18 protein-coding genes, 3 tRNA genes and 1 riboswitch are annotated in these 24,505 nt (G+C 38.1%); of the genes, 10 read left to right on the forward strand and 11 right to left on the reverse strand.

The window, feature by feature from the left end; all coding sequences use genetic code 11:
• Positions 1–44 precede the first annotated feature (44 nt).
• Positions 45–1,754 carry a hypothetical protein gene (locus tag DC083_RS06805; RefSeq protein ID WP_109189467.1) on the reverse strand — a complete coding sequence of 570 codons (1,710 nt, stop codon included), beginning with the start codon at positions 1,752–1,754 and terminating at the stop codon, positions 45–47.
• 605 nt (positions 1,755–2,359) lie between these two features.
• Between DC083_RS06805 and DC083_RS06810 the strand changes: the two genes are divergently transcribed.
• The gene (locus DC083_RS06810) at positions 2,360–2,599 is read left to right on the forward strand and encodes a BolA family protein (RefSeq protein ID WP_026878073.1); all 240 of its coding nucleotides are present in this window, start codon (positions 2,360–2,362) and stop codon (positions 2,597–2,599) included.
• Positions 2,599–3,876 carry a UDP-N-acetylglucosamine 1-carboxyvinyltransferase gene (gene murA / locus DC083_RS06815; protein ID WP_109189468.1) on the forward strand — a complete coding sequence of 426 codons (1,278 nt, stop codon included), beginning with the start codon at positions 2,599–2,601 and terminating at the stop codon, positions 3,874–3,876. Before DC083_RS06810 ends, murA begins: the two co-directional genes overlap by 1 nt.
• A 330-nt stretch (positions 3,877–4,206) precedes the next feature.
• Here the strand turns inward: murA and DC083_RS06820 are convergent, their stop codons facing one another.
• Both DC083_RS06820 and dsbD read right to left on the reverse strand, forming a co-directional pair.
• Positions 4,207–5,529, reverse strand: coding sequence for an anaerobic C4-dicarboxylate transporter (locus tag DC083_RS06820; protein ID WP_109189469.1), 1,323 nt, complete (start codon positions 5,527–5,529; stop codon positions 4,207–4,209).
• Between the two features lie 285 nt (positions 5,530–5,814).
• On the reverse strand, positions 5,815–7,647 hold the full coding sequence (gene dsbD / locus DC083_RS06825) for a protein-disulfide reductase DsbD (protein ID WP_157954901.1): 1,833 nt from the start codon (positions 7,645–7,647) through the stop codon (positions 5,815–5,817).
• 347 nt (positions 7,648–7,994) lie between these two features.
• On the opposite strand from dsbD, the gene DC083_RS06830 reads away from it, so the two are divergent.
• Positions 7,995–8,070 (forward strand) — tRNA-Gly (locus DC083_RS06830).
• Between the two features lie 186 nt (positions 8,071–8,256).
• Here DC083_RS06830 and gltP read toward each other — a convergent pair.
• Positions 8,257–9,567 carry a glutamate/aspartate:proton symporter GltP gene (gltP, locus tag DC083_RS06835; protein ID WP_109189696.1) on the reverse strand — a complete coding sequence of 437 codons (1,311 nt, stop codon included), beginning with the start codon at positions 9,565–9,567 and terminating at the stop codon, positions 8,257–8,259.
• A 312-nt stretch (positions 9,568–9,879) separates the two neighbouring features.
• On the opposite strand from gltP, the gene DC083_RS06840 reads away from it, so the two are divergent.
• A tRNA-Gly gene (locus DC083_RS06840) sits at positions 9,880–9,955 on the forward strand.
• A gap of 94 nt (positions 9,956–10,049) precedes the next feature.
• Here DC083_RS06840 and DC083_RS06845 read toward each other — a convergent pair.
• Both DC083_RS06845 and DC083_RS06850 read right to left on the reverse strand, forming a co-directional pair.
• The gene (locus DC083_RS06845) at positions 10,050–10,922 is read right to left on the reverse strand and encodes a class II glutamine amidotransferase (protein WP_109189471.1); all 873 of its coding nucleotides are present in this window, start codon (positions 10,920–10,922) and stop codon (positions 10,050–10,052) included.
• 362 nt (positions 10,923–11,284) lie between these two features.
• Complete coding sequence (locus DC083_RS06850) at positions 11,285–12,949, reverse strand: formate--tetrahydrofolate ligase (protein WP_109189472.1); 1,665 nt, start codon at positions 12,947–12,949, stop codon at positions 11,285–11,287.
• Between the two features lie 336 nt (positions 12,950–13,285).
• On the opposite strand from DC083_RS06850, the gene DC083_RS06855 reads away from it, so the two are divergent.
• From DC083_RS06855 to DC083_RS06880, 6 genes are all read left to right on the forward strand, one after another.
• Positions 13,286–13,361 (forward strand) — tRNA-Gly (locus DC083_RS06855).
• 86 nt (positions 13,362–13,447) lie between these two features.
• Entirely contained in the window at positions 13,448–13,690 is a 243-nt protein-coding gene (locus DC083_RS06860; protein ID WP_051395998.1) for a SlyX family protein, read from the forward strand.
• A 77-nt stretch (positions 13,691–13,767) separates the two neighbouring features.
• Entirely contained in the window at positions 13,768–15,666 is a 1,899-nt protein-coding gene (locus DC083_RS06865; RefSeq protein ID WP_109189473.1) for an AAA family ATPase, read from the forward strand.
• A gap of 70 nt (positions 15,667–15,736) precedes the next feature.
• Positions 15,737–16,087 carry a hypothetical protein gene (locus DC083_RS06870; protein WP_109189474.1) on the forward strand — a complete coding sequence of 117 codons (351 nt, stop codon included), beginning with the start codon at positions 15,737–15,739 and terminating at the stop codon, positions 16,085–16,087.
• Between the two features lie 233 nt (positions 16,088–16,320).
• Positions 16,321–16,686 carry a hypothetical protein gene (locus tag DC083_RS06875; RefSeq protein ID WP_109189475.1) on the forward strand — a complete coding sequence of 122 codons (366 nt, stop codon included), beginning with the start codon at positions 16,321–16,323 and terminating at the stop codon, positions 16,684–16,686.
• A 171-nt stretch (positions 16,687–16,857) separates the two neighbouring features.
• Positions 16,858–17,175 (forward strand): YkgJ family cysteine cluster protein, encoded by a 318-nt coding sequence (locus tag DC083_RS06880; RefSeq protein ID WP_109189476.1) that lies wholly within the window; start codon positions 16,858–16,860, stop codon positions 17,173–17,175.
• Between the two features lie 341 nt (positions 17,176–17,516).
• Here DC083_RS06880 and DC083_RS06885 read toward each other — a convergent pair whose 3' ends face one another.
• From DC083_RS06885 to mnmA, 5 genes are all read right to left on the reverse strand, one after another.
• A complete protein-coding gene (locus DC083_RS06885) occupies positions 17,517–18,464 on the reverse strand; it encodes a magnesium transporter CorA family protein (RefSeq protein ID WP_109189477.1) in 948 nt (315 codons plus the stop codon).
• A 12-nt stretch (positions 18,465–18,476) separates the two neighbouring features.
• Positions 18,477–19,433 (reverse strand): magnesium transporter CorA family protein, encoded by a 957-nt coding sequence (locus DC083_RS06890; protein ID WP_109189478.1) that lies wholly within the window; start codon positions 19,431–19,433, stop codon positions 18,477–18,479.
• 185 nt (positions 19,434–19,618) lie between these two features.
• Positions 19,619–20,551: a magnesium transporter CorA family protein gene (locus DC083_RS06895; protein ID WP_109189479.1), complete on the reverse strand. Its 933-nt coding sequence runs from the start codon at positions 20,549–20,551 to the stop codon at positions 19,619–19,621.
• Between the two features lie 352 nt (positions 20,552–20,903).
• Positions 20,904–21,119: riboswitch (M-box (ykoK) riboswitch) on the reverse strand.
• Between the two features lie 91 nt (positions 21,120–21,210).
• Positions 21,211–23,097, reverse strand: coding sequence for an ABC transporter ATP-binding protein (locus tag DC083_RS06905; RefSeq protein WP_109189481.1), 1,887 nt, complete (start codon positions 23,095–23,097; stop codon positions 21,211–21,213).
• Positions 23,098–23,346: 249 nt separating this feature from the next.
• On the reverse strand, positions 23,347–24,459 hold the full coding sequence (gene mnmA, locus DC083_RS06910; RefSeq protein ID WP_109189482.1) for a tRNA 2-thiouridine(34) synthase MnmA: 1,113 nt from the start codon (positions 24,457–24,459) through the stop codon (positions 23,347–23,349).
• Positions 24,460–24,505: the final 46 nt, after the last annotated feature.

Below are 24,505 nucleotides of genomic sequence, written 5' to 3' on the forward strand. Positions count from 1 at the left end.
TAAATCAAATAGCTAAATTAGATTCACTATGACTTATGATTATTTTATTGTCCGCTATTAATCGCACGATTTTGATGATCGCGCATCTCAATTGCGGTAAATGGCATATTCCAACCCTCTTTCTGCGCACAGCGTAAACAAGCTTCTTGAATTTTACGACCTGACTGATAGTAATAGGGGGCAGAGGAACCTTTCATTGCCACAATAATCGTATAAACAAGCGATAAGCCCTCATTAATTTTACGGAATTCAACGCTTAGTGAACTATATTGATCATGAATATCTGTTTTAGAGAGGAACTCTGTAACATATTCGCGAAGTTTGGTAAATACTTCATCAACTGGAGTTGCAAAGTGGTCATAAGAGAGACCAAAGTCTACCACTGTATAGTATCCACGAGAGAGATTTACCGGTGCATTAGCGATAAAGTCCGCTGTTGGATAAATAATCATACTATTGAATGAATCTAAATAGAGCGATTCCGGTGTTTGACGTTTAACTTCTACATAGGTGCCATTGGGGAGAAGGAAAGATTCACCCACTTTCGATGGGAACCAGATTTCATCTGTCTCAAATGGACGAGAAGTTAGGGTTTTTAACTCTGGTAGCATAAGACGAATGCGACCATTATCGAGCGCCGGATTATAAAGTGTTGCCGAGTAGAGTGTAATGCGTTCAATAATCCAAGGAATACCTCGATAAATAACACGTTCCCCTTGACGAGCAGATCCTAGATTCAAGAATTGACGAATTTCAGAGAAGTATTTAGGAACATAATTCCGAAAGGCAAAAATCAGCGCAATGAGGATTAAGATCGCTAAGCCAAAGAGCACCATATCGCCCATAGCATGTAAAACAACTAATGAAGCGAATAGGGCAAGGATTCCTGATAGAGCACGATAGAGTAACAGTAATAATCTACCCCGCATATTTACTTTCTGCTGCCCATGAAGATTTTTGTTGCGGCGATGAACAAAGAAATCCATAATTTTCGTTAAGACATACAGTGTAACTGCAAATGTCAAGATAGAGACAAAAAGTACTAAACCTCGACCTTTTACAAAGTCAATAACGCCATCTTTCAGCGATTGGAGAAATGTTTTGTCGGTTGTTAAGCTCTCAAGGACTGTTTGATAATGTGCTTGATCTCGTTTGAGATTATCAAGGAAGTTGGTCCAATTATCATCAATTGCGGCTAATCTAGTGACGAGCTTTTCATCTAAATTTTCTTTAGGAATTGCCTTTAGATAAGCAAGGCCTTGTTTTAGTTTAGTGATCTTCTCATTTGTTAAGGTCAATTCACGATTGAGATCTTCCCGCTCACGAGTGGCTTGTGTTAACTTTTGAATTTCAGAGAAGACCGGCTGCACGATTTGCAATAATTCAGCTTGCCAATCATAGTTAAGATCTGCTTCATCATCATTTTTAGTTAAGAAGTTGACATCCACGCCGCCGAGGGCATACTTTACAAAGTCATTACGGGATTGATCTAAACGAGATTGCAATTGGGCAATTCTTCCCTCTAAAGCTGCTTTAGCTTCCTCGCTTTCAGCTTCCGGTAATTGTGCCCGAAGATCGTTGATATTATTTTGTAAATCAAGAATACTCTGTTCAGTGGATTCTAAAATCTCACAGCACTCCACTTTCGTCACAGTTTCGGGTTTATTATTAGCAAACCCAAATGAACTCATTCCAAAGGAGAGTAGTATCAGGAGCGCGAGTAACGGTTTTGAAAAATATTTTGTTTTGATCATAATCTCACATTCGTTTTGTTTGCATTGAATTGTTCGCATTTACGAACCATTATGGTAACAAATCGAAATTATAAATTCATTCTAACCGTTAGATAATCAATCAATTCATTATAAAAAAGGGCATATTTTAATAGCGATTAGATGACTTTTCTGAATAAATTTGCATGCCCTGGTTTCTCTTAAATATAAGTTGTTATCGGCTATTGGCCTTATATAATTTAAGAAAAATGGTATTGCAATACGAAAGAATTAGAACATCATTACAATGAGCCCGTTACAAAAAATTACGAAATTTTTCATATTTTAGTGATGTTTCTAGATATAGATCCTTTAATCAGAGATGATATATCGTAAAATAACGGAGTAAATCTTCTATGATCTGATTCTGAAATATAGATAGATAATAGAGATGAATAATAGGGTGACAAATGATCAAGTTCAGTAAAAATATGCTAGGATAGTACAATTTATCGTAATTACGATATGGAATTTGATTATGTTGCCGCCTCTATTTTCTATTGATATCACTATCAGTAGATATAAGAATAAGAGCAGGTCATGATATCACTATGATTGATATTGTTTTAACAGGAAGGAACTGAAGAATGATGACTAAAGATAAATTGAAAGCGCTCATCGAAGCAAGCGTCCAATGTGATTATATTGAAGTAAAAGGGGATGACGGTGTTCATTTTGAAGCGATCATTGTCAGTCCTGAATTTGAGAATCTTTCGATGTTAAAGCAACATAAATTAATCTATGCAGCTTTAGGAGATCGTCTGCAAACGGAAGAGATTCATGCGTTAGCACTTAAAACTTACAAACCATCACAATGGAATCAATAATGAAAGATCTAGAACGATTATTAGTGAATAATAATGGTCCTCTTCGAGGATCAGTAGAGGCAAGTGGCGCTAAAAATGCAGTTCTCCCGATTTTAGCAGCAACAATTTTAGCGAGCGAACCTGTTACATTAAATAATGTGCCGGCTCTGCAAGATGTATTTGTACTGAGCAAGATTTTAGAAGATCTTGGCGCAAAAGTTAGCTTTAGCAATAATCAATTAATCGTTGATCCTCGTGGTATCAATAAAACCCGCGCTAATCATGATCTTGTTAGCCAAATGCGAGCCTCTATTCTTGTTTTAGGCCCGATCTTAGCGAAATTTGGGGAAGCAGAAGTTTCATTGCCGGGCGGTTGTGCAATCGGCAGTCGACCGGTAGATCAGCATCTATTGGGCATGGAAGCGCTAGGTGCGAAGATTAAGATAGAGAATGGTTATGTTCATGCTTCGGTCAATGGCGGGCGATTAAAAGCGAATCATCATGCTTTTGATGTTGTGACTGTCACCGGTGTTGAGAATGTCTTAATGGCAGCTGTATTAGCCAATGGTGTTACAGTCTTAGAAAACTGTGCGAAAGAGCCTGAAGTGAGCGATCTTGCAAATATGTTAGTACGACTCGGAGCGAAAATTGAAGGTATTGGTACAGATCGTTTGACCATTACCGGTGTTGAGAAGTTATCCGGTGGTGAATATACGGTCATGCCCGATCGAATTGAAATTGGCACTTATATGGTTGCCGGCGCAATGACGTTTGGGGATATTACCATTGAATCTTGTATTCCTGAGCATGTGGAAGCTGTGACTTTTGCACTGCGTCAAGCGGGTTGCGGTGTTGAGACAACAGATTCTAGTATTCGAATTTATCCTCTCATCTCTCGCTTGAAAGCACTTCGCATTAAAACAGCACCATATCCACTCTTTGCAACCGATATGCAAGCACAATTTATGGCAATGGCAGCCGTATCTGAAGGCACTTCATCGATTATTGAAACAATCTTTGAAAATCGCTTCATGCATGCCAATGAATTAGTGCGTATGGGGGCTAATATCAAGATTGATAATCGTTTAGCATTGATTGAAGGGGTAGAGAAGCTATCTGGTGCGACTGTTACGGCAACGGATCTTCGTGCATCAGCAGCTCTGATTTTGGCAGGTTTAGTAGCTGAAGACACTACGACAATTGGGGCATTACATCATCTTGATCGTGGTTATGATTCTATCGAAGCAAAATTGACGAATCTTGGTGCGAAGATTGAGCGCATTACATTAGCCTCTTAATTGTTAGCAGATAAAAATGGGTTATTGATTGTTCAATGAAATGCTCAACGAAAGTGATTATTTAACAAGCATATAACTAGTAATGATTATTCAAAAATCCCGCTGTTTAAAAACAGTGGGATTTTTATTGATATCGTATTTATAGTCAATTTGGTTTAAGAAAAATGGTTTTTAACAGCTATTGTGAGGTTTTAAAAGCACATCAAACCGTACTCAATAATACTTGCAAGATGCCGGATAGAATGGCTTCCTTGCCTCGATCAGCCGATGCGCCGGCATTTGGATAAGCTTATTTTGAGTCGATATTACTATAATAATAGATATGCAATATTAGAGAATCATTCCTCCAAAGAGAAAACCAAAGAGCACCGCCAAGATAACGGCAATCGTTCCCGGAATAAAGAAAGGATGATTAAAAACAAAGCGTCCAATGCGAGTTGTGCCGGTATCATCCATCTGTACTGCCGCTACTAATGTCGGATAGGTCGGAAGGATAAAGAGTCCGCTGACAGCCGAGAAAGAGGCAATGGCTGTTAAAGGTGTTACATGAAGAGCAAGTGCCATTGGCATTAATGCTTTTGCGGTGGCTGCTTGCGAATAGAGTAGTGCGGAGCAGAAGAAGAAAATTACGGCAAGCATCCAAGAATGTTCATGAATTAGATCGCCAGCAGTAGCTTTAATCCATTCAAGATTATGTTGTACAAAAGTATCTCCAAGCCAAGCAACCCCTAAGATACAGATACAAGCACTCATCCCTGCTTTAAAAGTGCTTGAGTTTAAAATAGCATCTGTCTGTACTCGGCAGAATAAGGTGATAAAGGTCGCCACACTGAGCATGATGATTAAAATGGCACTGGTGGTATTCATCAGCGGCGTTTCAACAATGCCTAAACTTTGACTATTGATAATGGCGTAAATAACCACACTGACAACTCCCAATAAAAATAGAAGCACAGATAATTTAGCGCCAGGCTTAATTGTTTTAACTTGACTGCCTCGTAATTCAATTAATCCTTCCGCTAATCTCGCTTGATAGACAGGATCATCTGAGAGCTTTGAATTAAAAAGCCATGCAATAATCAAAGACATAATAACAATCGCAAGGAAAGTGGCCGGCAATAGAATCGCTAAGAGAGTCAAATAGCTTACCGTATGACCCGCACCGACCATTGAAGCATCTTCCATTACTGAAGCCATATAGACGACCGCTGCTGAGATAGGCGATGCCGTGATTCCGATTTGTGCAGCAACGACCGCCGTTGAGAGTGGGCGACAAGGCTTAATACCTTGCTCTTTAGCCACTTCAGCAATTACCGGCAATGTTGCTAATGAGATATTACCCGTACCGGCAAAAAGCGTAAGGAAATAGGTCACAATCGGGGCTAAGATTGTAATATATTTGGGGTTTTTACGAAGTAGTTTTTCGGTTTGATCGACAAGATAATCAAGTCCGCCGGCAATTTGCATTGCTGAGATTGCGGCAATAACTGCCATAATAATCGAGATCACATCAAAAGGAATCGTACCAGGTTTAACACCAATAGCGGCGAGTACTAAGACACCGAGTCCGCCGGCAAACCCAATTCCAAGCCCCCCTAAGCGTGCGCCTAGAAAAATGGCCAGCAGAACAATAATAAATTCTACGGCAATCATATTATCAACTCCTTGATTATGGTGAATAGATTATAAATAACAGAATAGAACCCCAAATTAATAACAGATGATAGGCTCAGCAATACACAATGAATAAGCAATTAAAATATCCAATAAAAAAGGTATGCAAACCTGTTAAGACGCATACCTAATGTCTTTATAAGAGATGCACAACGCTACAATTATATATAGATCTCTCACATAATAGAACAATTTTTACACTCAATAGCTATGACCTTTAGCCCTTAGGATAGCGCTAAATAAGGATCATTACCCTAATCGAGATCAATAGTGTTCTAAAATATAATCAAGATGCCGTAAAAAATCTTCTTTAGGAACACTTCCCATAACGCGTAACTGTGGAATCTCTTTCCCATTCCTATCAAAAAAGAGCATAGCTGGCGGCCCGAAGATATCAAAATGCATCTCTAATTTTTGATCTTGAGCATCATTTTTAGTGACATCTGCTGCCAATAGCTGTAACTCTGCCATTTTTGCTTTCACTTCGGGATCACTAAAGACATATTTCTCCATCTCTTTACAAGCAACACACCAATCGGCGTTAAATTCTAACATCGTAATCCGATGATCATTTTCTGCTAGTGCTTGGTTCAGGCCACTAATTCCTTTAATTTGAGTAAATTGTGCCGTTTCAATGGTGCGATTAGATTCTTGAATCGACATAATACCGAATGTGAGGGTGGCGACTGCTAATAGACCAAAGAAGAGGCGACCTTTGAGTTGGCTCTCAATGACCGTTACCATCAACCAGATAAAAGTGGTGAGTGAAAGAATGGCGTAGAGCATCTGCTCCCAATAGTGCGGCAATGTTCTACCAATAAAGTAAGCCGCTAATCCTAAGAGCATAAAGCCAAAGAGCACTTTGACTCTATCCATCCAAGCTCCCGCTTTGGGTAAGAGATGACCAGAAGAAGCTCCAAGAATTAGAAGTGGAACCCCCATTCCCATACTCATTGCAAAGAGTGCCGAGCCGCCGAGTAGATAATTTTGTGATTCAACCACAAGTCCAATAATGCCAATGAGCGGAGCAGTCACGCAAGGGCCGACAATCAGTGCCGAGAGCATTCCCATAATGGCCGTACCGATATAGCTGTTTTTGGAAGATTGCTGATTACTCACACGACTTAATGCCGATTGAATAGAAGCGGGCATCTGAATTTGGTAGAGCCCAAACATTGAAAAGGAGAGAAAGACGAAGATGAGTCCAAATCCAATGAGTACATAACTATTTTGTAGATAAGCCGCTAATCCTTTGCCGAAATAAGCAGCTAATAATCCTAAGAGTGTATAGACAAAGGCCATCGCTAATACATAGACAAGCGAAATGGTAAAACCTTTCTTCGGCGATAGGTTCCCGCTTCTCGTTAAGATTCCAGAGAGGATCGGTAACATTGGCAGTACGCAAGGCGTAAAGGTAAGAAGCAACCCCAATAGGAAGAAGAGCGGTAGTGCAAGATATTGATTATCTTTTAGATATTGCGATAGGCGATCATGTTCAGCCTCTAATTCCGGTGGCAATGAATCGATATTTTCAGAGGTTGTAGCCACGAGATCGAGTGTTGGATCTTGTGTAGGATCCATTGTGACTTCCAATGAATATTGTTGTGGTGCAAAGCAGTAGCCACTTTTCGCACAACCTTGCGCCTCAAGCTCAAAATAAGCGGTATTCATACCTGCATTATTGGCGAGTGTTAAGGGAATAATAATAGAGTTATCATAGATCTCTTGTTTGCCAAAAAACTCATCTTCATGCGGCTTACCGGCGGGAAGCGTTACCGGAATGAGTTCTCCATTACTGTTTTTAAGTTCAATAGAGATTTTATCTTTATAGAGATAATAATCAGGATGAATATCCCAGAGTAATACAAATTCTTGATCCCCTTTACGATGAATAGCTGGTGAAAAGGCTTCTGTTGGGCGAAGTAAGCTATTGGTATCTAAACCAATTTTAGGGGGTGATACACTACTTGTTCCAACATTGATACCTTGTGAACGATTAAAAAGCGATTGCGCTTCAACCTGTGCAGTAGGTAGTAGTAATACGATTCCTAAAAGTAGGAAAGTAAGCCAACGAGAGATGATGCTATTTGTTTGCATAGTAAATTCCATTCCCATCTGTTCACATAATTTAATCCGAAGATTCAAAGAGATGTGAGCATTGAATTTATCTTATTATTGATCCAGTGATTGATTATTATATAATTTTGCAGAATATCATTAAACCGATAGTATAGCGAAAAAGATCTCAGAAATTTGTCAATAACCTATAAAATAAGAGTGTTAGATTTATTTTGGAAACGGTTTTATGACGAGATAAGCTGATAATAAGCGGGTTTTAAAGAGATTCTATATTAGAATTGTCTGAGAAATATTCAGTGTCTATTTTTTGTGCTTACAATCAATTGACAGATTTCAGAAAAAATCTATAATACATCCATTCCTAAGCGGGAATAGCTCAGTTGGTAGAGCACGACCTTGCCAAGGTCGGGGTCGCGAGTTCGAGTCTCGTTTCCCGCTCCAAATTTGAAAGCCGATCACAAAAGTGGTCGGCTTTTTTATTAAGTATTTCGTTGGGTAATATTGGCTTAAACCCCATTGACTATAAAACTAAAAGCGCCAATACCATTTAATGTATTGACGCTTTATCAACTTTCTTAATGATGAATTTAAAGCTTTTGAGAATTTTTCAAAGCTTGTGAGAGATCATTAGATATTTTTATAGTTATCGAAGTAGCTTTGCGCTTTCATCTGATCGAAAGAACCTTCCCATTTTGCAATGACAAGTGCTGCAAGTGCATTACCGACCACATTCAAGGCTGTTCTGGCCATATCTAAAATACGGTCAATTCCGATAATATAAGCCACACTTTCAAGGGGAATGCCTACCGTACCAATGGTTGCAAGCAGAACCACAATGGAAACACCTGGCACGCCGGCAATCCCTTTTGAAGTCAGCATTAAGGTGACCACTAAGATAATCTGATCCATAATCGAGAGATCAACGCCGGTAATTTGGGCAAGGAAAATCGCTGCGATACTTTGATAGAGTGTTGAACCATCTAAGTTAAATGAGTAACCAATAGGAATTACAAAACCGGTGACTTTAGCCGGTGCACCATAAAGCTCCATCTTCTCCATGATTCTAGGAAGCACCGTTTCAGAGCTTGCAGTCGTATAGGCAAGAATCAACTCATCTTTCAAGATACGTAGTAACGTGAAGATATTGATACCACAAATATAAGCCACAAATCCGAGTACGACAATTGCAAAGAAGATAATCGTGCCGTAGACAAGTAATACTAATTTAAGAAGTGGGTAGAGCGACTCAAAACCGAAGTTGGCAACAGTGGTGGCGATTAAAGCAAAAACACCGATAGGTGCATAGCGCATAATCATATTGGTCACTTTAAACATCGCACCTGAAATCCCTTTTAAAACTTGAATAACGGGTGTTTTTTGCTCTGTTGGTAGTGATCCTAATCCTAATCCGAAAAGAACAGAGAAGAAGATGATCGCCAGCATACTATGGTTATCTGCCATTGCAGCAAAGATATTGCTTGGGAAAATAGAGAGTAGGGTAGTTACAAATGGGCTACTGCTACTGTGGGTAATTTCATCTATAGTGGCATTGTAGCTACTGATGTCAGTATGTGCTAAGCCACTTAAATCAACACCAACACCGGGTTGGAAGATATTGGCTGCTAAAATTCCGACTAAAATAGCGATAGTGGTAATAATTTCAAAGTAGATAATGGTTTTTAAACCCATTTTACCGAGTTCTTTGCTACTTTCCCCGCCTGCGATACCTACTGTTAAGGTGGATACCACAATCGGCACCACGATCATTTTGATCATGATAATTAAAATCTGCCCTGCCGGATTAAAGATATTGGCAATTACCCATTCCTTAGATTCATGATCATGAAGAATCGCTCCGGCAATAATACCTAATGCTAAAGCAATCAGGATTTGTATCCCTAAATTAGGGAATCTCCACTTGCGACGCTTTGTTGGCATTTCTTCGCTATGTGACACAATAAACCTCCTTTTAAATGTAGGATCATTTTTCAAACAATGGACAATGCTTCCAACAGATCAATTCTGTTAGAATCCACGATTCACATCAATAATTGAAAAAGAGAAAATTATAGCGATTGAGTTGTAAATCTGCATAAAAACTGTCTATTTTTTATGCCTAAGCTCGAGATGATAAGTTTAAACTGCAATCTTATCAAGATATTATAATTTATTGCTTGATAATTATTCTACTGAGAGGGAATAGATGTTGACAGATACTCAAATATCTTTATAATAGCTCATCTGAATTAAGCGGGAATAGCTCAGTTGGTAGAGCACGACCTTGCCAAGGTCGGGGTCGCGAGTTCGAGTCTCGTTTCCCGCTCCAAGTTTTAAGGGCTGATCACAGGAAGTGGTCGGCCCTTTTTATATTCGATTTATGCAAATGAAGCGTGTTATAACATATTGACTATTATGTCATTTTACACAACACTCTCCGGAGCAGCGCCAACGGCAGCGGCCATTGCTAAAGCATCTTTAATGCTCATTACGTCGGTCTCATCAGGACAATCACGGGCAACAATTGCGCCATCTTCAAACATCAACATCTCATTTCTAGCTAATTGTTGCCAACACTCATTCGCAGTTAACGGCAGTGTCGCAATCACTGCAACACGATCTTTCGGCGTTGTCACTGCGGCAAAGTCAATGGTCACATCATCATCAATTAAACGCGCCTCACCAAAAGGGGCTTGTCGGATAATATAATGAAGTAGGGTTGTTGCATGAGCAATCATCCATTCACCATTACTTAAGATGTAATTAAAGATGCCATAGTTACTAATGTGCGCAGTTAATTTCTGAATTGTTGCAAATAAACACTCTTTACTTGGTTTTTCAGGGAATTGTTGTCGAAGCTGCTCGAGAATATAGCAAAATACCTGCTCTGAATCGGTATTACCCACCGGATGATAATAGTGATACGTTGAAGCCGGTTTAGTTAACAACTGATCTAATTGAGTAAGATGACCATTGTGCGCAAAGAGCCAATATTCTCCCCATAATTCTCGCATAAAAGGATGAGTATTGGCTAAGCTAATTTGGCCACTTGAGGCTTTACGAATATGGGCAATCACATTTTTCGATTTAATCCCGTAAGCTTGAATCATCTCGGCAACGGGAGAGGAGGCGCAAGGCGTATCATCTTGATAGATCCGCACGCCTTTCCCTTCAAAAAAAGCAATACCAAAGCCATCAATATGATGATCGGTTACACCGCCACGCCGGCGAAATCCTTCAAATGAGAAAGTAATATCCGTTGGCGTATTACAATTCATTCCGAGCAATTGGCACATACTTCCCCCTATAGTGCATCAATGGTTATTATCAATCTCACGATCTATTTCGATATATTCCGATCTGTTCTTACCAATCGTATAAAACAGGCAACTTAAGTGTTACTTTTAACAATGTAACTTATAGCATATTATTTGTATATGTTTTGTTTATTTTTATCGAGTGATTGAGAGGGGATATTTGATAACAATTGATATTAATCAATATGAATCAGTATCTTGCCTTTATCTATAAAAAATAGAAGATGAAATAAAAGCTAAATTCAATTGTCAGTTAACACAATCGGCATTTAGCTTTCATTTCGCTCTTATTTAGATGCAATGCTTATAATTTGGGTGACCATTATGGGTAATAGGCAGACTTATAACCCCACGATATTTCCCTCTGCATCAATATCAATCTCACGATAAGCAGGGCGCAGACCTAATCCCGGCATTGTCATAATATCGCCGAGTAATACTTTAATAAATCCCGCACCTTTGACTAGTTGTACTCCTTCAACAGGTAGCGTAAAAGGAGCTGGTACATTCTTAACTTTAGGATCATGGCTAATAGATTGCGGTGTTTTAGCGATGCAGATCGGGAAGCGGTGATAACCATCTTTGGTCAATTTTATCAGCGTTGCTTCCGCTTCGGGAGAATAGGTAATCTCAATTGCTCCATAAGTAGTTGCAACTTTTTCAATCTTCTCTTTGAGCGATAATGCATCATCATAGAGCAGTTGCGCTTTCGCTTGTTTTTCACAAGCTTTAACTACCTTTTCAGCAAGTAAACTCGCACCTTTTCCGCCTTCAGCAAACGCGCGGCTTACTTCGCAATCATCAGCCCCTTGAGCGAGTGCATATTCACGAATCACAGCCATTTCTGCTTCGCTATCATCGGGGAATTGATTAATCGCGACGACTACCGGTAATTGATAGCGTTTTGCATTTTGAATATGCCAACCTAAATTGGCTAAACCTGAGGTTAATTGATCTGCTTCCGGCGCATCTTTGTCGGTAAGCGCATTGGCTTTAATGCTTTTTACCGTACTTACAACCACAATGCATTTTGGTAAAATGCCACTTGTTCTCGCTTTGATATTGAAGAATTTCTCCATTCCCATATCAGAGGCAAAGCCCGCTTCAGTCACGACATAATTGGCATGGGTGAGGGCAATTCGGTCGGCGATAATAGAAGAATTACCATGGGCAATATTGGCAAAAGGTCCGGCATGGATCAATACCGGCGTATTTTCCACCGTTTGCATTAAGGTCGGTTCAATCGCTTTTTGTAAAATCGCTGTCATTGCGCCGGCAACTTCTAAATCTTCAGCGGTAATCTCTTTCCCATTGGTATCATACGCCAATACTACTTTGCCGATTCTCTGACGTAGATCGTGAAGATCGTGGCTTAATGCTAAAATCGCCATCAATTCGGAAGCTGCTGTAATTTCAAAGTTGTTTTCATGAATATAAGCAGTCTGTTTCCCCATTTTACCAACTGTAATTTCACGAAGCGCGCGATCGTTATGATCGACTACTCGAGTCCAGACAATGCGCTCAGGGTCAATATTTAAGCGTGGTAACCCACTCTTTTCGGTATAGAGATCTCCTAAACGTGTTTCATGATAGAGCCTTGCATCAAGCGCGGCAGCAGCAAGGTTATGCGCAGCACTTAAAGCATGAATATCGCCGGTAAGATGGAGATTAAGCTGTTCCATCGGCACCACTTCCGCCTGACCACCACCGGCAGCGCCCCCTTTCTGTCCAAAGATCGGGCCGAGGCTCGGTTGACGAATACAGGCAATCGCAAGATGTCCATTGTAGTTCAGCGCTTCGCTCAGTCCAATGGTCGTCACTGTTTTACCTTCGCCTTGCGGTGTAGGGGTTGTACTGGTGACAAGAATGAGGTCGCCTTGTTGTGATTTATCCGAGGATTCTAAACATTTCAGGCTCACTTTGGCTGCATATTGGCCATAGTGAGTGAGGAATTTGGGGGAGATATTGATTTTCTGTGCGATGGTGTCGATAGCTTGCAATGTCATAACGTGGGGTTACTCTACTAGTTTGATTATGAGGCGGATAGAACCGCTAAGATAAAGAAACAGCTGAATAGAGAAGTGAACAGATCATATTCTCAATAATATTCTTATTCCACTATTCATCTCTACCATCATAGCGAGTTGACTGTAAAAATAAATCTAAAATATCAAAAAGTAATGAATTTTAGTGGTAATTCAAATATTTATTCTGAGAATAAATCGATCGAGAAGATCTCCCTTTAGGGAGTCATGTACTACTGCTAATAAAATAGGCAATAGAAATCGATAGAAATAATTGACACTTTGAGAAAGTTTTATATAATAACACTCCTTACTTAAGCGGGAATAGCTCAGTTGGTAGAGCACGACCTTGCCAAGGTCGGGGTCGCGAGTTCGAGTCTCGTTTCCCGCTCCAAATTTTAAAGCCGGACTTTCAAAGTTCGGCTTTTTTATTATCTTGATTTTCCCTCTTAATAGATTAATAGAGAATAGGAGAACGCTATGAATCATGATGAATTAATCGCAAGCCTCAAACAACTCACCGATCGAGTCACCGAGCTTGAGAGCCGAGAAGCCTTTCATGAATATACTGTCGAAGTGTTAAACGAAACCGTTATCGCCCAACAAGAGACTATCGACCGATTAGTGCGCATCTCACAACAACTCATTAATAAAATGAAGGAGCTTCCTAGCAATGACGAAAAACCTTGGAGCATCGAAGAGGAAGTCCCGCCGCATTATTGATAATTACCTTAATGGCTGAAAATGTTTAAAATAAAAAATATATTAAATTAGTATTTAATAAATAATGGTATATATTTATGCAAGATACAATAGAAAAATTACAACGATTTTTACAAGGTTGTAGTCAAGATATTTCAAATCCTGAATATGTTGCGACCAGCGAGCTTATTCAGAATATTAAGGATCATTTTTTAAATAAAAAAAGTGAAAAAAGTGATTATTCTCCGCAATATGCATCATTACGAAGTACGTTAAAAGAAGAGATTATTACGACAGTCAATAATTATGAGTTAAAGAAAGAAACTATCGTTGATGAAAATGGGGAAAGCAAGGAACAAACTCTAGTTGTAGCACATCATTCAAAATATAATATTCCATTGTTTCGATTTGTATTTGGCGATTTTAATCGAGAGTTTAAAAGATTAGATCTACTTCAGTTTATTCAAGATTCTGATAAAAATGCTGTATTACTTGGAGCTAATGGTAGTGGGAAATCATCTCTAGCTAGTTTTTTAAAGAATTCCAATTTAGATAATCTGTTTGTAATTCCTGCACAAAAGTATCTGTTTTTAACTGAAGACTCTCCCAATCATAAAAGAACAGCTTCTTATGAAGATATTATCAGTTTACAAGCAGAGCAAGATTTTAAACAACAGCCTGATTTCTATCAATATCCTCATTATTTTAAAAATATTATTACATCTATTATTAATGAGCATATTAGGCAAGCAAGTGAGAATTTAATAACGAATCAAGAAATAAACTATGAAGAGAGTGATGCGGGTTATTTATGCGGTCTATTTAACCAACTCATTCCTAATATTAAATTAAGACCTGAAGGTGTCGAACAAGTTTTCATAGCCCAAAATATTGCGGATGGGGAAGAATATAATTTTAATTTAATGAGTGACGGAGAGCGGGCGATTGTTTTTTATATTGCAAATATATTGATCGCAAAAGAGGGAAGTATTATTGTTATCGATGAACCCGAAACCTACCTTAATCCCACTATTTATAAAAGTTTGTGGAATGAGCTTATCGCTAAGCGTCAAGACTGTCGATTTGTATTCATAACTCACTCAATAGATTTTATTGCTTCTCGGGAACGTGATAATACGCATTTTTATTGGATTAAGGAATATACACCTCCTAATAATTGGGAGATAGAAAAACTTCCCAATATAGAAAATATGCCTCAAACATTAGTGGCAGAATTAATGGGAAGCAAAAAACCTATTCTTTTTTGTGAAGGGCAATATGAAAGCTATGATTATCAAATTTATTCAGCTCTATTTGGGGTTGAATATACACTAACTCCCGTTGGTGGACATATTTCAGTGATCAATTACACCAAATCCTTTAATGACTTATCTTTAATACATCATAATAGAGCAATAGGAATTGTTGATAGAGATCTGATGGATGATTGTTGGGAAACGAAATTTAATGAAGATAAAATATATGTTTTACCTTTTAATGAAATAGAGATGCTCTTTTTGACAGATATTGTGATGAATCTAGTGATATCGAATAACTTTGAAGAAAACGAAACTAGAGAAAAAATAGAAAATTTTAAAAACAAGTTTTTTACAAAAATAGAATTTAAGAAAGATAAAATTATCACCTCTGCAGTAAAAAAAGAGATTGATAACCGATTAGAGCATTACAAGATACAAAATTATAGTTCTCTTGAAAAAATCGAGACAGAAATCACGCAATTAACTACAAAGTTAGGAAATATTTCGGAGATAGCTGAACCAATTGAAGGAAAACTACAAGAAGCCATTGATAATCGAGATTATGACGTGTTGTTAACATTATGTAATTTAAAAAAGGAAGTGCTAAAAGGCTTAGGTGATCAATGTCTAGATAGTGAATATGCAAGAAGAGCACTGAAACAGATAAAAGATAATTGTGAATTACAAAATCAGATTAAAGAGCGCTATTTTTCACAATTAATAGATTCTCAAACTTAAAATTCCTTTCTGTACAATAGAAGTTGCTCTCCTTAAAATATAGAGATTAATTATCTTAGCGAGGAAACAGATGAAAAGTTTTGTCGAGATGAAGCTTCTCAGAGAGCGGGAATGGCGAGCATGGAAGCAGGAATATTTGCGGGAGAAGATCCACTTTCTAGAGTTTACATGGGCTTTAGATGAAGATTCCATTGCGCAATTACAGATGCGCCTAGCGCTTGCCAAAGATCAAGAGATCTACCGAACACCCATAGTCGATTCCGCCGGCAAGGTACATAATGATGTACGCACACGAGAATTAGAAGTGCTCTATAACTTCTTAATTTCAGAACGAAGCCTACGAGAGAGAAGAGCACAGGGCAAATGGATGCTCATCCAATCGGCGAGAAATATCGCGGAATTGCCGGTGATTCGGGAGTAGGTTTGCGGCTATTATCAGGTTAAAGATGCGATTTAAAGGGAGGCAATAGATGCTTCCCTTTTTTTATATTTGACCTTTCTTAATATTATATATTTTTTATAAAAATATATATATTTAGGTAATTATGACATAACCTGTCAAATCGTTATGTTAATGTCTCCTAATGATCTCTAACTATCTGGGTATTTTGGTAGAGATCGATTCATATATCAATATTTTTAGGAGTTTATTATATGCGTAAATCAGGTGGCATTATTGCCCTTATTGCTGGTATTTTTGCTGTTATAGCTGCAATTTTCACATTGATGGTTGGTGGTGTTGGTGGTGCCTTTGAAGCGGAAGGTGCTAATACAGTTATCGGTTTGGGGTTTGGTGGATTAGTATTTTCATTTTTAACGATTATATTAGGCGCTGTAAGTATAGGTGTTGATTCTAAGATCCCTGGTATTTTTCTGATTATTTGTTCAATACTTGGCGCTATTTTAGGGGGAACTTTTGTTGCTATCTGTATGATTTTAGCACTTATTGGCGGTATTCTTGCCACAATCGGGGCTACTAGTAAAAAGAAGAAGATCGAAATGGCTAACAGTATGAATTAAAATATTTATTGCTTATTTGTATAGCAATTGCAACTTATGGGTACAAAAATGCGATAGTCAAAATGTTATACTTTTTAAAGTCAGTAATTATAATAACAACTATTTGTTACTGTATTACTGGCTTTTTTTATATGCGAATTATCTCTAATATTTCACTCAAGAGGGCTTTTAATGATGTTCCCATGTACAGGTTGTGGTCTTTGTTGTCAACGTATTGGCGGTGTTGAGGCGCTCCGAGATTATGATCTTGGCAATGGAGTTTGTAAATATTTCTCACCAACAGAGAATAATTGCAAGATCTATGCAACTCGACCACTTGAATGCCGAGTGGATGAAATGTATAAAAAAGTTTATTCCGCACAATATAGTCGTATTGAGTTTTATAAAATGAATGCACAGATTTGTAATGCGATGCAGGAAGAAGCAAAAGTAGATGAAGAATATCGAGTTTTAATTACGACTACAAATAGTGATAATGATTTCAAGTGAAGCTTTCATCAAAGGTAATATCTTCTTAGAATCTTCTTAGAGTTCAGTTCTTAATGTTAACAATGAGCATGCTTGAATAATTCCATATATCTATACGCTGGCAGATTCGAGCATATATAAAACGGATATATTATTTAACATAATATATAGAATTAGACATTTTATATATCTTAGATTTACTAAGAGAGAGATAGCTTGTTGATGCCCTGTACACATTTAGATCTACAAAATGTAACTATAAAAAAGACCCTTGTATTACCAAGGGTCAAAGATTTTATTATAGATATAGTTGTTATGAGAGAAACTTAAAATTTTAATTATGAAAGGCTGTGAACAGAGTTTTAGAAATATTTTTTCTTATAGAAAATTCCGGCAACGACACCTGTAAGAATAACCATGATAACGATTAGAATCGCAAATGCGTGTTCATTCTCCTGAAATGGTAATGGTACATTCATACCATAGATTGTGGCGATCACTGTTGGAATTGACAATACGATGGTGAGTGCTGTTAATAGCTTAACGACATGGCTCACATTATTTTGGATAATATTACCGTAAGCATCCATCACGTTATTGGCATTCAATTGATTGATTTCCGCTACAGAATAAGCTTGTTCTAATTCAATAATGGTATCTTCAAAGCGCTCTTCTGCATTTGGAAAAAGATCTAAAAGACGCTCTTTATTGATTTTACGCATAAGATGTAACATCTGCTTCAAAGAGATTGTCATATCTAGCAAACCATCATTGATATAAAGTAATGTATAAAGCTCAGAGTTCCGATATGAACGGGATAATTCATCTTCAGCTTCGGCAATCTCATATTCAATGGTATGCATCAATTTAAGATAGCGCTCTGAGGTGATATGAAAAAGATCCAGGAGATTTTGTACCTGTTTTTCTCGACCTAAACCATCACAGCATTTCATAAAAGATTCGAAAAAATGAGTCATATCAACACTGCAGATTGTCACAATATGAGTGCCGACTAATGCGATACCTAGAGGAATTGTTTGGTAACGAATCCCTTCAGAATTAGCCTTAAATTCTGGGTTTACATAAGGTAGATGAATAATAAAAAGCATCATATCACCTTCACTCATAATGGTTGGGCGAGTATTAATATCAATGGCTTCTTTCATAAAGTCCATAGGGATATTGAGCGTACGATGAAGCGTGTTGAGATCCATCTGGTCTGGGTTTATCACACGAATCCAGTTGTTATCGGTGATTTGCGTTTCATGCTCATAGGTATTTTTAACTAAGTTTTTGTAAATTGTGATCATGATAAGCTCCCATTAATCAAAACGAATATATTTTTTACAGTAGAAGAAAAAGAGTAAAACAACGCTTACTAACACCATAATACTAGCCACAACAACGGTAGATATTGGATCTTCTTCGCTTGGCAGTGCCACATTCATGGAGAAAATAGAACCAATCATCGAGGGAATAATCAGAATGATCGCTAAGGCTGTTAATGTTTTGAGAACCGTATTAAGATTATTATGAACAATCGCCGCATAAGCATCCATCAAGTTACTCAAGCTTTCTCGGCTCATCTCTGCAACTTCTGCAGATTGTTCGATATCGACTAAAATATCTGATAACAAGCCCTTCTCTTCAGGATAAATTTTAACTGCATAACCATTAATCACTTGGCGATATAAGATCGTGAGTGCCGATAGGGATACGGAAAATTGTAGTAAACTTTTATTCTGATTGATTAAGCTAAAGAGCTCGCGATTTTGGTAAGATTGACGCAATTTTTGTTGTAATACTCGCGTCTCATCTTTCACAAAACCTAAGTGATCATCGTAAGATTTAGCCACTGCTTTAAAGAGCAAAATTGTCATTCGGGTTTTCATATGGGTTTCAAAGAGCCCAAATTGGCCATTCAAAAATTGATCAATGAGCGGTTGATGCGATTTTTTAGTGACTAAAAAAAGGTTATTTTCCGAATGAATAATGCCAAATGGAAGCGTAATATAAGGCGCTTCATTCTCTTTACCTGCATTAGGATCTGTCACAGGAATATTGAGAACAATTAATAAACCATTACTATCCCGCTCTAAACGGGGATGTTCCTGAGGATCAAGGGAATCAGTGAAGAATTTCTCTGGTAACTTAAACTGTGAAGCCACTTGTTTGATTTTCTCTGAATCTGGATCAGTTAACACAATTAATGTATTGCTTTTGAAACGTGCTTCCTCTTGAAGCTCCCCTAAAGCAAGGCTTTTATAAACTTTTAACATAAGGCAATCCTTTCTAACTGTACTGAACTTTGTCTCTCATAGGTTGTTTATTGCTTTTTATGATGCGCAAAAAACTTCTTTGCAGTGCTGTATCACTGCAACATAGACAAAATTCATTATGAAATTGTATGAAATCTTTTATAGATAGCGTTCTATCAGTATGACGCTGATTACGCTGAATCCTTTTAAATCATCTTCTTCGATCTGAAGAATGCTAAAGCACCCACGATAATAATACCGGCGACTATCGCTAATCCTGTTAATGCATAAGGTGATTCTTGCCAAGGCAATGGAATATTCATTCCATAAATGCCACCAATGGCCATCGGCACCGTTGCAACTGTCACTAAAATGGTTAGATATTGCACTGAGAGACTAAGATTATTCTCAATCAATGCCGAATAAGCATCCATTAAATTCCGTAAGTTTGCTTGATGAATCGTTGCAACACTCTCAGCTTGTTCTGTTTTAGTAATCAAATCTTGAAGCGCTAAATCCTGTTCATAGTCCGCTTTTAATAGACTCTTCTGAGCTAAACACTTGAGAAGCTTAATATTTCTATTCAATGCTTTTGCAAAATAGAGTAGACTTTTATTGTTATCAATTAGTTTGTAGACCGATTTATTATTAAATTCTCGTTTGAGATTAGTCTCTAATACGCTAATTTCCTGTATCAAAGCCTCTGTTAAATTGATAAACATCGTTGTTGTCATATCTAAGATTCGATAGACAAAATCTGTTGGATCTTTCTCTGCCCAAGTGACTAAATGCTCGTGCTCTAAGTAGGTAAAGAGAAATGAATCTTGGTCTGCAATCGTAATGACCGTATCTTCTTTAATTAAGAGTGTTAGATGAGCGATCTGATATGGCACTTTAGAACGAGGCAAATTTTTCCGAGGGATATCAATTTTTAATAAAATAGTATCATCGTCTAATTGATTTAAATGGCCGCGTGCTCGTTGTAACGTATCTTCTGGCAAATGGTATTTTTTAAAAACACGACTCAATTCAGCCATAGAGGGAGAAATAAGATTAATCCATTCTGTAGCCGATGTTTGAGGTTCTGCCTTGATAGCAGCTTCTTTTGAGAGAATGATTTTATCTTGTACGATGCTCATATTGCTCTCCTTGGCAAAGTGAATTGAAAAATTGAAATAAACAAAAAGCGCACCTTTCTTATGAAAAAGGTGCGCTCTTGAAATTCAATCAATTCACTAGAGAGCATAACAAATCAATATTACACTGGATAATTGTACGGTAGCATATAGACTTGACACTAGAAGCAGACTCATAGCTTACTCGCTATGCGCCCTACTCACTTTCTAAAATCATTCCCCATTCTAATCTATTACGCTCAAAATCTGCTTCTACAGTTTCTATTAATACCATTTGAATGGATAATCATTTTGAATCTACCACAAGCATATCTTGGCTATTTACCAAAATATTCATGATTATCAGTGAAATTACTGATTTCCTCTTTCATTGAGCTTTAGCACTGTACGGCATAAGGAAATAGTTACATGAACATTCCATAATGGATAATATATTCAATGATTTCTCTAGTCGCTAGCTACGTTATAGATCACCTTAAGCCGATGATCTCTGTTAAACCCGTTGGCGTCTTTGGACGTTTCTGGGCAGTAGCCTATCTCCGTACAGGAGCCTCACCTAACGAGGTACCTGCAATTTGTGGATGGATAATACACCTAAAGGATTTTAAAAGTCAAATAATTATTTTATTTTTATAAATAACGCATCAGAAAATCAAGGTTAATTAATCTAATTTAACAGTCTGATTTAAAATCTTTTTATCAGATTTTTTATCTTTATTATTCATCGGATTAGAAGCTTGTTGTCGCCAGAATTGTGCATACAGACCATCAGCACTAATCAATGCTTCGTGTGTTCCCATTTCGACAATTTTCCCCTGATCCATCACAATTAATCGATCCATTTTGGCGATAGTAGAGAGACGATGTGCGATCGCTATCACCGTTTTTCCGGCCATTAAAAGCTCAAGATTCTCTTGGATCACCGCTTCTGATTCTGAATCGAGGGCTGAGGTTGCCTCATCTAAAATTAAGATTGGTGCATTTTTGAGTAAAACTCGGGCAATGGCAATGCGTTGACGTTGTCCGCCGGAGAGTTTCACCCCGCTTTCCCCTACTAAAGCATCTAATCCTCGGTTACCATATTGGTCTACCAATTCTCTCACAAATTGATCGGCTTTTGTCTGCTTTAAGGCTTCGAAGAGCATCTCATCTGTCGCATCAACATTTCCATAAAGTAGATTATCGCGGATTGAGCGATGAAAAAGTGTTGGCTCTTGAGTGACCACACCGATTTGCGCCCGTAAACTATCTTGCGTCAGGGTATGAATATTCATACCATCAATCAAAATTTCCCCTTGCTGAATATCATATAAACGAAGCAAAATCTGCGTTAAAGTGGTCTTTCCCGCACCCGAGGGGCCAACTAGACCGATTTTTTCGCCGGCGCGAATATGAAGATTGAAATCTGTATAAATGGGTTTCGCAGGATGATAACTGAAATTCACCGACTTAAATTCAATCTCCCCCTCTACCGTATCAATAGTGCCGGCATTCGGTTGATCCATCACTTCTCTTGATTGTGCAATCACTTTGATTCCATCTTGAACACTCCCAATATCTTCAAAGATGTGGCTCACGACCCGCATCACCCAAGTGGACATTGTATTGATTCTCACCACCAAACTTATGGTAAATGCAATGGCACCGGCTGAAATTAAGGAAGCCCCCCAAAGATAGAGTGATAGAACTACGGTTGCTACAATTAAGAGGGTATTAATCATCGTGAGCGAGAAATCCATTCCCGTTGATAATTTCGTAGAATAGAGTGCCGCATCCGTCTGCTCACGCATCATTTTCCGAGCATCTTCCTCATTTTTATCACTATGGGAAAAGAGTTTGAGTGTGACGATATTGCTATAACTATCCACAATATGTCCCATTAGTTTTGAGCGAGTTTTCGCTGAACGGTGAGAGCGATACCGGGTTCTAGGCAAGAAGTAGATCATCAATAGAATATATGCCACAATCCAGAGTAAAATCGGTACCGTAAGCCAAATATTGACCTCAAAAAAGAGCACCACCGTCGTGACCGCATAGATAATCACTCGCCACATCGAATCTGTAGTCATAATGACAGAATTTCGAATTGCCTGCCCCGTATTCATAATACGATTAGCAATACCGCCGGATAAGCTATTATGGAAAAAGCCAACACTCTGTTTTAATACATAACGATGCTGTTGCCAGCGAATCATTGAGGTAAAGTTGGTTGTGAGCGCTTGATTCAAAAAGAGGTTATGAATCAGAGAAGCAATCGGCCTGAGAAGCATAATTACAATTAGCATCCAAATGAATTTGCCGCTATATGTCTCCCAAAGCGCCGAGGCAGAATCCACCGATTCCACCATATCTACAACTTGCCCAATATAGCTAAAGAGTGCAATCTCTAAGATTGATACAAAAAAACCAACGAATAATAATCCGGCAAAGACCCACTTTACTTGCTTGACATAGTGCCAATAGAAAGCGAATAAGGTTTTAGGGGGCGCTTCATCAGGATGTTTTTTAAAAGGATTAATAAACGATTCAAAAAGCGCGAGTAATTTCATAGCGATCCATTAGCTTACAAGTAAATCTGAGGGGCTTATATTGAAAATTAGAGATTGGAGACTAACGAAGACTAACATCTCATTTTTAAAGTCATTTTCAAAATTATTTTCAAAGCCTTATTAAAGTGATAGCGTACCTTAATTGAGAGTTATTATCAATTACTCCCTAAAGTACGCTCTCTTTAATCTAACTTTAATCTGATCTAAATCGTTTAGACCGATCATCTGTTCTGACCTATCAATCTTGCCTTAATCAAGTTTACGTTCAATAAATGCGCCACCTAGACAGATCTCGCCATCGTAGAATACGATTGATTGCCCCGGTGTAATGGCCCGTTGGGGCTCATCAAAATCCACTTGAATTCGATCAACTTGACCAGGAATGCTCTCTAATAGAGTGACTTGACACTTAACATCTTGCTGTCGATAACGGATTTTAGCGGTCAAACGAGGGTTCACAGCCTGCCAATCAATAGGATTAATTTGATGTAGATCTCTAGCAATCAACCCTTTTCCATACAGCTCTTTCTGATCGCCCTGCACCACGATTAAACGATTATTCGCAAGATCTTTATCTGCTACAAACCAAGGCTCACCATTAGAATCTTTACGTCCTCCAATTCCTAATCCTTGACGTTGGCCAATGGTATAAAATGCTAAGCCTTTATGCTCTGCAACCACTTCACCATTGGGTAATACCATATCGCCGGGCGCAGTAGGTAGATATTGCATAATAAAATCAGTGAAATCCCGCTCACCAATAAAACAGATCCCTGTGGAATCTTTCTTATCAAAGGTAATAAGTTTATTGTCTAGAGCGATTTGACGTACTTCCGTCTTTTCATAATCACCAATGGGAAATAAGGTATTAATCAGCTGTTGCTGATTGAGTAGATAGAGGAAATAGCTCTGATCTTTATTATTGTCAATCCCTTTGAGTAAGTAAGCTTTCCCCTCTTTACGCTCTACCCGAGCATAATGACCCGTTGCTAAATAATCAGCACCAAGCTCTTCGGCATATTGTAAAAAGGCTTTGAATTTAATCTCTTTATTACAGAGCACATCAGGATTTGGTGTTAAGCCATCTTTTAAGGTTTCGAGGAAATAATCAAAGACACGCTCCTTGTAGTTTTTGGCAAAATTAACCTTATGAAGCGGAATTCCTAACGTTTCACAGACAGACTCTGCATCTCGCAGATCATCTTCGGCGGTACAATATCCTTGGTCAAACTCCTCTTCCCAATTCTTCATAAAAACGCCGTGAACATCGGCTCCACGCTCTTTTAATAAATAAGCAGCAACAGATGAATCAACGCCACCACTCATTCCGACAACTACGCGTTTCCCTCTGATATCTTCCATTCAATCTCTGACCCTTAATTATGAAATTCTTACTTTTTTAAGATAA

Source organism: Ignatzschineria ureiclastica, from assembly GCF_003121845.1.
GTDB lineage: Bacteria > Pseudomonadota > Gammaproteobacteria > Cardiobacteriales > Wohlfahrtiimonadaceae > Ignatzschineria > Ignatzschineria ureiclastica.